We start from the raw sequence: 14,050 nt of genomic DNA on the forward strand, positions 1-14,050 counted from the left end.
CTCATACGAGTTGCATCGCCGAACGGTGGCTGACCAGGGTACGACGCCATCGTTCGGATGACGAGTCAGGGCGATATTCGGGTTGTCGCTCTGACTCGGATTCTCGGGCAGGGTCGGATGCGCAGGCGTCCGGCCCTGTTTCCGTCTCCGGAGTGCACGGTTTCCGTCTCCGGTGTGCCGCTGCCGGTGTTTCGGGATGTGCCCGACTCCGTCTCCGGCGTCAGCTGGCCGGGGTCGCGTGCCGCGGGATCTCCAGCCAGAGCGCGACCGAGTCGTCCTCGTCCTCGTCCTCGCCGACGTCCACCCCGAGCGCGGTCGACTCGCTCGCCGCGGTGTCGAGCCGCAGCCCGACGACGGTGACCGCCGTGTCCGAGCCCTCCGCCACGGTCCGGATGATCACCGAGTCCGCGCCGTTCGCCCGCCGCAGTGCGTCGGCGAGCTCGGCGTGCACGCGGTCCCGTTCCGTCGGCTCGAGGTCGTCGAGGCCGCCCTCGTCGAGGAGCTGCACGGTCGCCCCCTCGCGGCGCAGGGCCATCACCTCGGCGCGGACGTCGTCGGACAGGAGGCTGCGACCGCGGATCTCGTCACGGATCGCGCCCTCGAGGTGCAGGCACTCGGCCCGTTCCCGATCGCTGAGGTCCCCGCGCACCGCGATGATCCGCTCGAGCATCGGCAACGCCATCCGGGTGGTCTGCCGCAGGCGGAACTGCCGTTCGTGCACGTGGGCGTCCTGCGCCGCCTGCCAGTCGGCGGTCTCCTGTTCGGCGCGCACGAAGTCCCGGGTGGCCCGGATCGACCGGTTCACCGCGTTCGAGAACATCGTCGAGATGAGCACCCAGGTGAGGCTGCCGATCACGCCGAGCGACGCGAGCGCACCCGGGCCGATGACGACGACGGTGTGCACGGCGAGGAACCCCACGCCGGTCCAGGCGAACGCGATCCGACCGCGGACGGTCAGGATCACCATGAGCGTCCCCACCGCCGCGACGTACCAGGTGGTGTACCCGAAGGTCCCGGAGGTCGGGAGCTGCGGCGCGATCACCAGCGGCATGACGCACGCGGTCGCGAGCGCGAAGCACGACGCCCAGATCGGCAGCACGGCACCGCGGGGAACGAGGGCGACGGCGGTCGCGGCGGCGTACAGCACCATGCACGCGACGACCGGGGGCGTCGACCGCACGGCGTCGAGACTCGTGGCCGCGAGGAGCAGGTGGTAGAGCGAGAAGATCGCCGCGAGGCCGTTCGCGACGCCCGCGGGCACCGAGACCCTCATGCGCGGTCCTCGCCGTCCGGCCGGTCGGCCCCGGTCCCGGCCCCGGCCCCGGCCCCGGCCCACTGCAGCACGATGCGCGTGCCGGAGCCAGGAGCGCTGACCAACTGGACGTCGCCGCCGGCCACCGTGACGCGTTCCAGGATCGACCGGCGGACGCCGAGGCGTTCGGCCGGCACGTCGGCCATGTCGAACCCGGCACCGTCGTCCCGGATCACGACCTCGACCCCGTCCGTGCCGAGCGGCACGATGCGCACCGTCCGGCGCACCTCGACGCCGCCGGCGTGCTGCACGCTGTTCACGGCGGCCTGCAGCGCCGCCGAGGCCAGTGCCTCCGCGACGACGGCCGGAACCGCGCGGTCGTCGAGTGCCGTGTCGGTGACCTCGACCGGCGCCGCGAGGTCGCCGACGGCGTCCGCGATGCGGTCCCGGAGCGCGTCGACCCGGACCGGTGCGGCATCGAGGTCGAGCCGCCCCGACGCGCGTGCGAGGTGGGCGATCGCGTTCGTCGCCATGCTCGCCGCCAGCCGCTCGGCGTCGTCGGTCTCGGCACGGGCCGCGGAGAGGAGCGTCGTCAGCACGCTGTCGTGCACGATGGCGTCGACCTGGACGCGCTCGAGCTCGGTGGCGTGCTCGTGGATCGCGGAGGCGTACCGGGAGACGGCGGTGGCCTGTGCCACGTCGACGCCGGCGGCTGCACGCCGGAGCACGGTCACGAGCGCGAGGCCGGCGCCTCCGAGGATGAGGATGTACACGCCGTCGAGCGCCGCCCGTTCGATCGAGACACCGCCGCCCTGGGGGGTGAGCCGGATCACGGCGTAGACGAGCGGGACGAGGACGGTGTACACGACGGCACGCCAGGTCGCGAACCCGAGCGCGGCAGCCTGCGTCGCGACGTTGCAGAGCCAGTACGGCCACGGCGACTCCCCGACCGGCAGCACCCCGTGCACGGTCATCGGCCAGGTGACCAGCGCGACGAGGAACATCAGCGCGACGGCGACCTGTGCCGACCGGGCGAGCCGGTAGACGATCCCGGAGAGTCCCACGTAGAGGATCGACACCCCGACCGCGGCGGCGACGACGTTGCCCCACACGTCGAGGCGCGGCAACTGCGCGAGGATCGAGCCGATGTTCGTCGCGGCGAAGCCGATCCCGCCGACCGCCATGATGATCGAGAACGCTCGTTCGACGGTCGACGCGTTGATGGTCGCCCGCACACCGCGCGACGGGTCCGGTCCGACCGGCGGGAGGCCACCCGGCTGGAGGCCGACCGGGGTCGGCCCGATCAGGTCCGGTCCGACCGCGGTCGGCGACGGGATCTCAGCGACCATCGCCGTCCGCGTCGAGCCCCGGCAGGATGCCGTCCTCGACCGCACGGCGCAGCAGGTCCACCTTGGTCGGCGCGGGACGGCCCACCTCGACGTACTTCACGCGGATGCGATCGAGGTACTCGCGCGCCGTCGAGTACCCGATGCCGAGTTGCTGGGCGGCGAGCTTCAGCGGGAGTCCGGAGGCGTACAGGTGCAGGATCTCGCGCTCGCGACGGCCGAGTTGCGCCTTCGCGAAGTCGCGGTCGGCGTCGATCGCGCTCGCCCACTCGAGGTTGTTGAGGACGTCCCCGCGCGCCACGGTCGCGACGGCGGCCATGACGGTCTTCGTGGCGGACGACTTCGGGATGACGCCGGCGGCCCCGGCGGCGAGGGCCTCGCGGACGGAGGCGACGCGGTCGGCGATGCTGTGCACGAGCACGGCCGAACCGGTGCCCTGCACGTTCTTGACGTTCTCGGTCACGGTCGTGCCGTCGCCCAGCGAGAGGTCGAGCACGACGACGTCGACCTCCCGGTGGTCGAGCCGACCGACGTACTCGGGGACGCTCGCGGCGGTGAGCACCACCTCGAAGCCCTCGTTCTGGCAGGCCGCCTGGATGCCGAGCCGCACGGACTCGTGGTCGTCGACGATGGCGACCCGGACGGGCCGGTCTGCCAGTCCCCTCGCTGCGGTGGTGGTGGTCGTGTCTGCTCCCACGGTGCCCTCTCAAGGTCCGGTCGGGACACGGGCCCTGATTCCCGTGTCGCCAGTGTCATGGTACCCAGGTTCTGTACAGCATCACGGAGCGGTCTTGTCCGCGATTCGGCGGACTCCACGATGAGTGCGGTTCGGAACCGTGCCCGGATCGGATTGGTCCTCTCGGCGGATCGGGAGCCGCCCGTGCCGGGTCAGACCGTGGGGACGAGTCGCGCGACGGCCTCGACGTGGTGGGTGTGCGGGAACAGGTCGAACGCCGCGAGCGCATCGAGTCGGTAGCCGAGGTCGGCGAACGTCCGGACGTCCCGCGCGAGTGCCACCGGATCGCACGCCACGTAGACCACCTGCGCCGGTGCGAGGGCCGCGAGGGACTCGACGACCTCCCGACCGGCACCGCTCCGCGGCGGGTCGAGGACGACGGTGCCGGCGGCGAGCCGGCCTCGCTCCTGCGCCGATGCCTGGTCGATCGTGCGACGGAGCCAGCGGTCGACCCGGCCGGTCTCGGCGCGAGCTCCGAGCCACTCGGCGAGGTTCTCCTGCGCGTGCTCGGTGGCGGCACCGGAGCTCTCGACGCTCGTGACGCGGAACCCGGACCCGCCCCCGACCGAGGACACGGCGTCGCCGAGGGCGGCCGCCAGGAGGCCGACACCGCCGTACAGGTCGAGGTGCTGCGCGGCCGGGTCGAGCCTCGCGGGGTCGACGGCGGCCTGCACCGCGGCGGTGAGGACGTCCGGGGCGGCGCGGTGCACCTGCCAGAACCCGCTGTCGTCGAGCCGGAACTCCCGCTCGCCGACGCGCTCCACGATCACGGTGGGCTTCTGCGCGTCGATCACGAGCCGAGCGCCCGTGCCCGTTCCGCCGGTCGGGGCGATGACGTCGACGACCGCGGACCCCGGCATCGCGCCACGGCCGAGCGGCGCCGCGTCCGAGACCACGGCGGTCGCGAGCGGCAGGTCGTCGACCGCGACGACGTGGTGCGACCGGCTCGCGTACGGCCCGGCGGTCCCGGAGTCGTCGACGTGGAGCCGGACACGGGTGCGCCAGCCGAGCCCGTCGGCGTCGTCGTCGCCCGGGGCGGCCCGGACCACGAGCTCGTCGAGGAGCGGCGAGTCGGCCACCCCGGCGAACCGGCCGAAGGCGTCGACGAGCACGTCGCGCTTGAGCGTCCGCTGGTGCGCGAGGGCGATGTGGCCGAACTCCGCCCCGCCGGCGCGCTCGTCGGGGTCGCGGTCGATGCCGGCGGCCGCCCAGACGTGGTCGCGGCGATGCTCCGAGGGGGTCACGACCGACACCGTGTCGGCGCGCCAGAACGACTTCTTGCGGTCCTCGCTCACGCGCGCGACGACCCGCTCGCCGGGGACGGCGTCGGTGACGAAGACCACCCGGCCGTCGTGCCTGGCGACGGAGATGCCGCCGTGGGCGATGCCCGTCACGTCGAGTTCGAGCAGCGTTCCGAGAGACTCACCCATGGAACGATGGTCCCATGCCGACCCGCCTCTACCTCGCGAGCACCTCCCCCGCCCGTCGATCGCTCCTCGCGCAGTCCGGCATCGAGCCGGTGCTCGTCGCGCCAGGGGTCGACGAGGAGGCCGCCGCCGCCGCGGAGGCGACGCGCCTCGGTCGACCGCTCACCGGTCCGGAACTCGTCGCGCTCCTCGCCGTCGCCAAGGCACGTGCGGTCGCGGGTCCGGCCGATGCGCCGTCCTCCGTCGCCGGCGAGCGCATCGACGGCGTCGTGTTCGGCGGGGACTCCGCGTTCGAGGTGGACGGCACCCTGTACGGCAAGCCGCACGACCCCGCGGTGGCGCGGGCGCGGTGGCGGCAGATGCTCGCCGCCGGCGGCGGCACGCTGTGGTCCGGCCACGCGGTCATCGACCGTCGCGCAGGGACCACGCGACCCGTTCCCGACACGGTGGTCGCGGTCGACTCCGCGGTCCTTGAGTTCGCGAGCGACATGACGACGGACGAGGTCGACGCCTACGTGGCGACCGGCGAGCCGCTCGAGGTCGCCGGTGCGTTCACCATCGACGGGCGTGCCGCGGCGTACATCACGCGGATCGACGGGTCGCCGAGCGCCGTCGTCGGACTGTCGTTGCCGATGCTCCGGACGATGCTCCTCGAGGGGTTCGGGATCTCCTGGCACGACCTCTGGTCCGGGCCCGGCGTCTTGTAGACATGGACCAGCCCCCCGGGGGCTTTCTTGTGGGTGGCAGTCAAATCACCGGGTCGGCACGCGAATACGCTTGTCTGTCATGCCCCGTATCAGCAAGGTCCTCATCGCCAACCGTGGCGAGATCGCGGTCCGGATCATCCGAGCCGCACGAGACGCGGGCAAGGCCTCGGTCGCGGTCTACGCGGACCAGGACCGCGACGCGCTGCACGCCCGCCTCGCCGACGAGGCCTATGCGCTGCACGGCACCACGAGTGCCGAGACCTACCTGGTCATCGACAAGATCATCTCGGTCGCCCGTCGTTCCGGCGCCGACGCCGTGCACCCCGGCTACGGGTTCCTCGCCGAGAACGCCGCGTTCGCCCGTGCGGTCATCGACGCCGGCCTGACCTGGATCGGCCCGTCGCCGGACTCGATCGACCTGCTCGGCGACAAGGTGTCCGCGCGGCACGTGGCCGAGAAGGTCGGCGCGCCGCTCGCCCCCGGCACGATCGAGCCCGTCGAGGACGTGTCCGAGGTCATCGACTTCGCGGACGAGGTCGGCCTCCCGGTCGCGATCAAGGCCGCGTTCGGCGGTGGCGGCCGCGGCCTCAAGGTCGCCCGCACCCGCGAGGAGATCCCTGAGCTGTTCGAGTCCGCCACGCGTGAGGCCGTCGCCGCCTTCGGTCGCGGCGAGTGCTTCGTCGAGAAGTTCCTCGACCGCCCCCGACACGTCGAGACGCAGTGCCTCGCCGACGCCGAGGGGAACGTCGTCGTCGTGTCGACCCGTGACTGCTCGCTGCAGCGCCGCCACCAGAAGCTCGTCGAGGAGGCCCCGGCCCCGTACCTGACGTCCGCGCAGCGCGACCTGTTGTACTCCGCGTCGAAGGCGATCCTCCGCGAAGTCGGGTACCTCGGTGCCGGCACCTGCGAGTTCCTGATCGGCGCCGACGGGACCGTGTCGTTCCTCGAGGTGAACACCCGCCTGCAGGTCGAGCACTGCGTCTCGGAGGAGGTGACCGGGATCGACCTCGTGCGCGAGCAGTTCCGGATCGCCGAGGGCGGCACGCTCGACTACCCGGACCCGGAGCCGCGCGGGCACTCCTTCGAGTTCCGGATCAACGGCGAGGACCCCGGCCGCAACTTCTTCCCCGCGCCGGGTCCGGTGCACGCCTTCCACGCACCGTCGGGTCCCGGCGTCCGTGTCGACTCGGGTGTCGTCTCCGGGGACGTCGTGTCCGGGTCGTTCGACTCGTTGCTCGCGAAGCTCGTCGTGACCGGCGCCACCCGACAGGAGGCGCTCGAGCGGTCTCGACGTGCACTCGCCGAGTTCGAGGTCACCGGTCTCCCCACCGTGCTCCCGTTCCACCGCGCCGTGGTGAGCGACCCCGCGTTCGCGACCCCCGACGACGAGCCGTTCTCCGTCTACACGCAGTGGATCGAGACGGAGTTCGACAACGACATCCCCGCCTGGTCCGGGTCGCCGGAGGAGCTGCCGGAGCCCGCAGCCCGTTCGAGCGTCGTCGTCGAGGTCGAGGGGAAGCGCATCGAAGTGACCATGCCGAGCATCGTCGGTGCCTCGACGCGGCACGTCGCACCCCCGAAACGACGGAGCGGCGTGGTCCGTGGTGCGGCGGCGTCGTCCGGTGCGAGCGTGACCTCCCCGATGCAGGCCACGGTCGTCAAGCTCGCGGTCGAGGACGGCCAGTCGGTCGTCAAGGGCGACCTGCTCGTCGTGCTCGAGGCGATGAAGATGGAGCAGCCGGTCGCCGCGCACAAGGACGGCACGGTGCGGGCGCTCAACGCGCCGGTCGGGCAGACCGTCTCGTCGGGGCACGTGCTGCTCGAGCTCGCGTAGCGCTCGCGCCACCGCGCAGCTCGTCCTGCACAGTCCGGGAGGCGCGGGTCGTTCCCCACAGGCACGGCGCGCGCCGTGCCTCCCCCTGCGTGACCCTGCATAGGCTGTCCGCATGACCGATGCACCTGTTTCCTCCTGTACGGCGAACCCGCTCTCCGACCCCACGGTCGACCCGTTCGACGTCGCCCGTGACGCCGCCGCCGTCATCGCCGAACGATCGGGCATCGATCGCCACGACATCGCGCTGACCCTCGGCAGCGGGTGGGCGAAGGCCGCGGACCTCATCGGCGAGACCGTGTCCGAGATCCCCGCGACGGACGTCCCCGGGTTCAGCGCCTCGGCGGTCGTCGGACACACCGGCACGCTCCGCTCCGTGCGGATGTCCGACGGCCGGCACGCGCTCGTCATCGGGGCGCGCACGCACTACTACGAAGGCCACGGGGTCCGCCGTGTCGTGCACAGCGTCCGGACCGCCGCGGCCACCGGGGCGTCGATCATGGTGCTCACGAACGGTGCCGGCGGCATCAAGGAGTCCTGGACGCCCGGCACGCCGGTGCTCATCAGCGACCACATCAACCTCACCGCCGACAGCCCGCTCGAGGGTGCGACGTTCATCGACCTGACGGACCTGTACTCGTCGCGACTCCGAACGATCGCGCGCGGGGTCGACCCGTCGCTGGACGAAGGCGTCTACACGCAGTTCCGTGGCCCGCACTACGAGACCTGGGCAGAAGTGCAGATGGCGAAGACGATCGGCGGGGACATCGTCGGCATGTCCACGGCGCTCGAGGCGATCGCCGCACGCCAGGCCGGCATGGAGATCCTCGGGTTCTCGCTCATCACCAACCTGGCCGCCGGCATCCAGGAGGAGCCGCTGTCGCACGCGGAGGTCCTGCAGGCCGGCAAGGACGCCGAGCCGGTCATCGCGGACCTGCTCGCCCGGGTGGTGACAGCACTGTGAGCGGCCTCGGGACGGCCCTGCAGGACGCGGTCGCGGCTGCTCGCGCGTGGATGGAGCAGGACCCGGACGAGGACACCAGGGCCGAGCTGTCCGTGCTGCTCGGCGCGGCGACCGGCGGGGACACCGACGCGCTCGCGGAGCTGACGTCCCTGTTCTCCGGACGGCTCGAGTTCGGCACCGCCGGACTCCGCGGCGAACTCGGGCCGGGACCCCTGCGGATGAACCGGGTGCTCGTCACGCAGGCAGCGGCCGGCCTCGCCCGGTTCCTGCTCGACGATGGTCGGTCGCGGAGCGTCGTCATCGGGTACGACGGCCGGGTGAACTCCGACGTGTTCGCCCGTGACTCGGCCGCGGTCATGGCGGGCCTGGGGCTCGACGTCATCCTGCTGCCGTCGGCACTCCCGACACCCGTGCTCGCGTTCGCCGTGCGACACCTCGACGTCGGTGCCGGTGTCATGGTCACGGCGTCGCACAACCCGCCGCGGGACAACGGGTACAAGGTCTACCTCGGCGACGACGACGACGGTTCGCAGATCGTGCCCCCGGCGGACGGTGCGATCGCCGCGGCGATCGAGCGCGTCGCGTCGGGGTCCATCGCGGATCTCCCTCGGTCGACGTCGTACCGCGTGGCGGACGACACGCTCCTGCGGGCGTACGTCGAGGCGACGGCCGGGTTCGTCGACTTCCCGGAGATCACCCCGGACGCGCAGCCCAGGGCGGTCTACACGGCGATGCACGGCGTGGGGTGGTCGACCGCCCGGGCCGTGTTCGAGCATGCCGGGTTCGCGGTCCCCGACGTCGTCCCCGAGCAGATCGAGCCGGACGGCTCGTTCCCGACGGTCGCGTTCCCGAACCCGGAAGAGCCCGGCGCGATGGACCTCGCGATCGCACGGGGCGTCGAGCTCGGGGCGGACCTCGTCATCGCGAACGACCCGGACGCCGACCGGCTCGCCCTGGCGATCCCGGACGGACAGGGATCGTTCCGACGTCTCTCCGGGAACGAGGTCGGCTGGCTGCTCGGCTGGCGCGCGGCCGAACGTGCGGCAGTGGACGGTCCGCCGTCGGACCTCGATCCGGCCGAGGACCTCGACGACCTCGCGGCCCTCGCGGACCTCGACGACCCCACCGACCCGGGAGCCCCGACGGGTGCTCCGGACGGATCCCCGGCCGGCGGTCGCTCGACCGCAGCCGGCGGACCGGACCCTGCCCCGACCCTGCCGTCCGGGCTCGGTGACCCCGTCGCCACGCTCGCCGCCAGCATCGTCAGCTCCCCAGCGCTCCGCCGCGTCGCCGAGCGGTACGGACTCGCGTACCGGGACACCCTGACCGGGTTCAAGTGGGTGTCCCGCGTGCCGGGCCTGGTGTTCGGGTACGAAGAAGCGCTCGGCTACCTGGTCGACCCGGACGTCGTCCGCGACAAGGACGGCATCTCGGCCGCCCTCGAGCTCCTGTCCCTCGCCACCGAGCTGCACGCCCGCGGTCGGACGATCGCCGACCGCCTCGACGAGTTCGCGCGGGTGTTCGGGGCGTTCGCGTCCGGGCAGGTCTCGACGCGGGTGGACGACCTCGCGCGCATCGGCTCGATCATGGCGGCGCTGCGCTCCTCGCCCCCGGAGTCGTTGGCCGGTGTGTCGGTCGCCCGGGTGACGGACTTCGCCGACGGGGCCGAAGGCTTCCCGCCGTCGGACATCCTGCGATGGGACCTGGCCGACGGCTGCCGGGTCATCGTCCGGCCGAGCGGCACCGAGCCCAAGGTGAAGGTGTACGTCGACACCGTGGCGGAGACCCCCGCCGAGGCCGATGCGCTCGTCCGTGCACTCTCCGACGCCGTGCGCCCCCTCGTGTCGTAGCCCGGCGCGCCGACGAGCCCTCACGAGTCCGGGCGGGTGCTCTGCGCGCGCTCCGAGCCGCGGACCTCCCGACCGGACCGTCGTCGTCCGCGCGCCGACGGTCGCGCTGGCGACGGGTCTTCGTGGCGAGAGCGCAGCCTCGGGTCGTCCCGCGGCGATAGCCTGTCCGCATGAGCGCCCCCGATCAGACCTACCGACTCCCCGACGGCGGGGCAGTGGTCAACGACCTCCCCAAGGTGTCGTTGCACGACCACCTCGACGGTGGACTGCGACCCGCCACGATCATCGAGCTGGCCGACGCCGACAGCGTGACCCTGCCCACCACGGACTCCGCCGAGCTCGGCGCGTGGTTCGCCGACCAGTCGAACTCGGGATCGCTCGTCGAGTACCTGAAGACGTTCGACGTCACGACCGCCGTCATGCAGACGGCGTCGTCGCTGACGCGGGTGGCGCGGGACTTCGTCGAGGACCTGGTCGCCGACGGCGTCGTCTACGGCGAAGTCCGGTGGGCCCCCGAACAGCACCTGCAGCGGGGACTGACGCTCGACGAAGCCGTCGACGCGGTCCAGCAGGGCATCGAGCAGGGCGTCGACGCAGCCGGCGGATCGATCCGGATCGGCCAGCTCGTCACCGCCATGCGCCACGCCGACCGCGGCCTCGAGATCGCCGAACTGGCCCTCCGGCACCGCGACCACGGCGTCGTCGGGTTCGACATCGCCGGCGCCGAGGCCGGGTTCCCCGCGTCGAACCACCGCGCGGCGTTCGACCACCTCGCGCAGCACTTCATGCCCGTCACGGTCCATGCCGGCGAGGCCGACGGACTCGACTCGATCCGCTCGGCCCTGTTCGACGGCCGTGCGCTCCGGCTCGGGCACGGCGTCCGGCTCTTCGAGGACGTCACCATCACCCACACCGCCGACGACGGCTCCGCACTCGCCTCCCTCGGCGAGGTCGCGTCCTGGGTCCGCGACCGGGAGATCCCGCTCGAGCTCGCCCCGCAGTCGAACCTGCAGACCGGGGCGATCGCGGCGTGGGGCGACGACCTCGCCGACCACCCGTTCGACACGCTGTACCAGCTCGGGTTCCGCGTCACCGTGAACACCGACAACCGACTGATGAGCAACACGTCGTTGTCGAAGGAGCTCGCCCTGCTGGCCGCGACGTTCGGCTACGACCTCGACGACCTCGCCGCGTTCCAGATCAACGCCGCCCTCGGCGCGTTCCTGCCGCTCGAGGACCGCGAGGAGATCATCGCCACGATCACCGACGGGTACGCCGAGGCCTGACCATGTCGCTCCCTCCGCTCCCGGACACCGCGGTCGTCATCGGCGCCGTCGCGGACGACTGGCGTGCCGCCATCCGGCTCGCGGGTGACGCACTCGTGGCGTCCGGTCTCGCCGCGCCGCCGTACGTCGACGCGATGCTCGCGATGGTCGAGGAACACGGTCCGTACATCGTCATCTCGCCCGGTCTCGCCCTCGCGCACGCCAGGCCGGACGCTTCCGTCCTCGGCGACGGGCTCGCCGTCGTGACGCTCGCCACGCCGGTGGTGTTCGGGAGCGCGTACAACGACCCGGTCCGGGTCGTGCTCGGGCTCGCCGTGCTCGACGTCGGGACCCATCTCGAGTCGATCGGGGCCCTGGCGAACGTGTTCAACGACCCGTCGGTGACCTCGCGACTCGCCGCAGCGACGAGTGCGGAGGAGATCCGGGCCATCATGGGCATCCCGGCGGACGGTTCCGTGTCCCCGGTGGACGGGAGTGTGTCGTGAAGATCGTCACGATCTGCGGTGCCGGCATCGGCGCGAGCGGGATCCTCAAGGTGAACGCGGAGCGGGCGTTGACGAAGCTCGGGCTCGAGGCCGAGGTCGTCGCGGCGGACGTCGCATCGGTGCGTGCCGTGGCGGACGACGCGCAGGTCATCCTGACGAGCGCGGAGTTCGTCGCGGCGATCGGGACGACCTACGCCGACGTCATCGTGATCCGCAACCACTTCGACCAGCAGGAGATCACCGACGCGGTGGAGCGGGCTCTCGGCTGACCCGGCTCGCGGGACCGTCGACGTCGGGCTGACGCCATTCCCACGGGCACACCCGGCCCGCGGCCGGCGTCGTCAGGCGATGCGCTCGGTGACGACCGGGCCCCGCGCCGGGACGGTCCCCGGCTCGGCGATCGACCACGCGCCCTCGACGGCCTCGAGCGCACGGGCGAACCGGGCGGGCTCGTCGGTGTGCAGCGTGAACAACGGCTGCCCCACGACGACGGTGTCGCCCGGCTTCGCGTGCAGCTCGATGCCGGCGCCGGCCTGCACCGGGTCGGACGCACGCGCTCGACCGGCACCGAGCCTCCAGGCCGCGACGCCGAACGGGAGGGCCGCCTGCGACGCGAGCACCCCGGACCGCGGTGCCGCGACGACGTGCGTCTCGCGCGCGGTCGGCAGCGGTGCTGCCGGGTCGCCGCCCTGCGCGGCGATCATCCGGTTCCACGTGTCCATCGCGCGACCGCCGGCGAGCGCGGCGGCGGGATCGGCGTCCGGGAGCCCGGCGGCGTCGAGCATCTCCCGCGCGAGCGCGAGCGTCAGCTCCACCACGTCGGACGGACCGCCGCCGGCGAGGACCTCGACGGACTCGCGGACCTCGAGCGCGTTGCCGATGGTCAGCCCGAGCGGGACGTCCATGTCGGTGAGGAGCGCCGCCGTCCGCACCCCGGCGTCGTTGCCGAGGTCGACCATCGTCCGGGCGAGGAGCCGCGACTGCTCGATGTCCTGCATGAAGGCACCGGACCCGAACTTGACGTCCAGCACGAGCGCGCCGGTGCCCTCGGCGATCTTCTTGCTCATGATGCTCGACGCGATGAGCGGGATGCTCTCCACGGTCCCGGTGATGTCGCGGAGCGCGTAGAGCTTCTTGTCCGCGGGGGCCAGGCCCGTCCCGGCGGCGCAGATCACCGCGCCGACGTCGCGGAGCACCTCGACGAGACGCTCGTTCGACAACGACGCCTGCCAGCCCGGGATCGACTCGAGCTTGTCGAGCGTGCCGCCGGTGTGGCCGAGCCCACGGCCGGAGAGCTGCGGGACGGCGACGCCGAACGACGCGACGAGCGGGGCGAGCGGCAGGGTGATCTTGTCGCCGACGCCGCCGGTGGAGTGCTTGTCGACGGTGGTCTTCCCGAGACCCTGGAACGACATCGTCTCGCCCGAGGCGATCATCGCGAGCGTCAGGTCACGCACCTCGCGGCGGTCCATCCCGTTCAGGAAGATCGCCATCGCGAGCGCCGCCATCTGCGGCTCCTCGACGTAGCCGCGCGTGTAGGCGTCCACCAGCCAGTCGATCTCGGCGGTCGCGAGGGTCTCCGACCGACGCTTCGCCCGGATGAGGTCGACCGTGTCGAACGGCTCGACGGCGGTCACGAGCGGTCCCCAGCCGGCGCGGACGACGGTCCCCGACGAGCGTCCGCGTAGGCGTCGAGGGTCCGCGGTCCGAACGCGTCGGGGAGGACCTCGTCGATCGACCGGAACCCGGACACCGTCTCGAGCACCATCCCCGGCGCGGAGTGCTCGAACAGCAGCTGCCGGCACCGCCCGCACGGCATGAGCACGGCACCGGTCCCGTCGACGCACGTGAACGCCACGAGCCGTCCGCCGCCCGTCATGTGCAGCTGCGACACGAGCGAGCACTCGGCGCAGAGCGTCACGCCGTAGGAGGCGTTCTCGACGTTGCACCCGGACACCAGCCGGCCGTCGTCGGTGATCGCCGCCGCCCCGACCGGGAACGAGGAGTACGGCGCGTAGGCGTGCCGCATCGCGTCGGTCGCGGCCGCGCGGAGCGCCGGCCAGTCCACGACGCCCGTGTCGGACGGGAGGCCCGTGGCCGCGCCCACCCCGCTGCCAGCGTGGTCCTGCGTGTCGGACGTCATCCGTTCCTCCTGTGCGTTCGCGG

The 14,050-nt window shown here is 72.5% G+C and carries 13 protein-coding genes; 7 read left to right on the forward strand and 6 right to left on the reverse strand.

What is annotated here, in order from left to right; genetic code table 11:
- Window positions 1-220 precede the first annotated feature (220 nt).
- The 4 genes from ACO0E0_RS13435 to ACO0E0_RS13450 all read right to left on the reverse strand — a co-directional run bounded on the left by ACO0E0_RS13435 (window position 221) and on the right by ACO0E0_RS13450 (window position 4,764).
- Window positions 221-1,273 (reverse strand): hypothetical protein, encoded by a 1,053-nt coding sequence (locus ACO0E0_RS13435; RefSeq protein ID WP_422871942.1) that lies wholly within the window; start codon window positions 1,271-1,273, stop codon window positions 221-223.
- Window positions 1,270-2,601: a sensor histidine kinase gene (locus ACO0E0_RS13440; protein WP_422871943.1), complete on the reverse strand. Its 1,332-nt coding sequence runs from the start codon at window positions 2,599-2,601 to the stop codon at window positions 1,270-1,272. Before ACO0E0_RS13440 ends, ACO0E0_RS13435 begins: the two co-directional genes overlap by 4 nt.
- Window positions 2,591-3,295: a response regulator transcription factor gene (locus tag ACO0E0_RS13445; protein WP_422871944.1), complete on the reverse strand. Its 705-nt coding sequence runs from the start codon at window positions 3,293-3,295 to the stop codon at window positions 2,591-2,593. The genes ACO0E0_RS13440 and ACO0E0_RS13445 overlap by 11 nt, the downstream gene beginning before the upstream one ends.
- A gap of 191 nt (window positions 3,296-3,486) precedes the next feature.
- Window positions 3,487-4,764 carry a class I SAM-dependent RNA methyltransferase gene (locus tag ACO0E0_RS13450; protein WP_422871945.1) on the reverse strand — a complete coding sequence of 426 codons (1,278 nt, stop codon included), beginning with the start codon at window positions 4,762-4,764 and terminating at the stop codon, window positions 3,487-3,489.
- 14 nt (window positions 4,765-4,778) lie between these two features.
- Between ACO0E0_RS13450 and ACO0E0_RS13455 the strand changes: the two genes are divergently transcribed.
- The 7 genes from ACO0E0_RS13455 (at window position 4,779) to ACO0E0_RS13485 (ending at window position 12,153) form a co-directional block, all read left to right on the forward strand.
- Complete coding sequence (locus tag ACO0E0_RS13455; RefSeq protein ID WP_422871946.1) at window positions 4,779-5,468, forward strand: Maf family protein; 690 nt, start codon at window positions 4,779-4,781, stop codon at window positions 5,466-5,468.
- Window positions 5,469-5,547: 79 nt separating this feature from the next.
- Window positions 5,548-7,302: an acetyl/propionyl/methylcrotonyl-CoA carboxylase subunit alpha gene (locus ACO0E0_RS13460; protein WP_422871947.1), complete on the forward strand. Its 1,755-nt coding sequence runs from the start codon at window positions 5,548-5,550 to the stop codon at window positions 7,300-7,302.
- A 112-nt stretch (window positions 7,303-7,414) separates the two neighbouring features.
- Window positions 7,415-8,263, forward strand: coding sequence for a purine-nucleoside phosphorylase (locus ACO0E0_RS13465; RefSeq protein WP_422871948.1), 849 nt, complete (start codon window positions 7,415-7,417; stop codon window positions 8,261-8,263).
- Window positions 8,264-8,313: 50 nt separating this feature from the next.
- On the forward strand, window positions 8,314-10,113 hold the full coding sequence (locus ACO0E0_RS13470) for a phospho-sugar mutase (protein ID WP_422871985.1): 1,800 nt from the start codon (window positions 8,314-8,316) through the stop codon (window positions 10,111-10,113).
- Window positions 10,114-10,283: 170 nt separating this feature from the next.
- Window positions 10,284-11,399, forward strand: coding sequence for an adenosine deaminase (locus ACO0E0_RS13475; RefSeq protein ID WP_422871949.1), 1,116 nt, complete (start codon window positions 10,284-10,286; stop codon window positions 11,397-11,399).
- 2 nt (window positions 11,400-11,401) lie between these two features.
- The gene (locus ACO0E0_RS13480) at window positions 11,402-11,884 is read left to right on the forward strand and encodes a PTS sugar transporter subunit IIA (protein WP_422871950.1); all 483 of its coding nucleotides are present in this window, start codon (window positions 11,402-11,404) and stop codon (window positions 11,882-11,884) included.
- Window positions 11,881-12,153 (forward strand): PTS sugar transporter subunit IIB, encoded by a 273-nt coding sequence (locus ACO0E0_RS13485; protein ID WP_422871951.1) that lies wholly within the window; start codon window positions 11,881-11,883, stop codon window positions 12,151-12,153. The genes ACO0E0_RS13480 and ACO0E0_RS13485 overlap by 4 nt, the downstream gene beginning before the upstream one ends.
- 72 nt (window positions 12,154-12,225) lie before the next feature.
- On the opposite strand, the gene ACO0E0_RS13490 is transcribed toward ACO0E0_RS13485, so the two are convergent.
- Both ACO0E0_RS13490 and ACO0E0_RS13495 read right to left on the reverse strand, forming a co-directional pair.
- On the reverse strand, window positions 12,226-13,521 hold the full coding sequence (locus ACO0E0_RS13490; RefSeq protein WP_422871952.1) for a thymidine phosphorylase: 1,296 nt from the start codon (window positions 13,519-13,521) through the stop codon (window positions 12,226-12,228).
- Window positions 13,518-14,027, reverse strand: a complete 510-nt coding sequence (locus ACO0E0_RS13495) for a cytidine deaminase (RefSeq protein WP_422871953.1) — start codon at window positions 14,025-14,027, stop codon at window positions 13,518-13,520. Before ACO0E0_RS13495 ends, ACO0E0_RS13490 begins: the two co-directional genes overlap by 4 nt.
- Window positions 14,028-14,050: the final 23 nt, after the last annotated feature.

The sequence above is a fragment of the Curtobacterium phyllosphaerae genome, from assembly GCF_049341865.1.
Classification (GTDB): Bacteria; Actinomycetota; Actinomycetes; order Actinomycetales; family Microbacteriaceae; genus Curtobacterium; species Curtobacterium phyllosphaerae.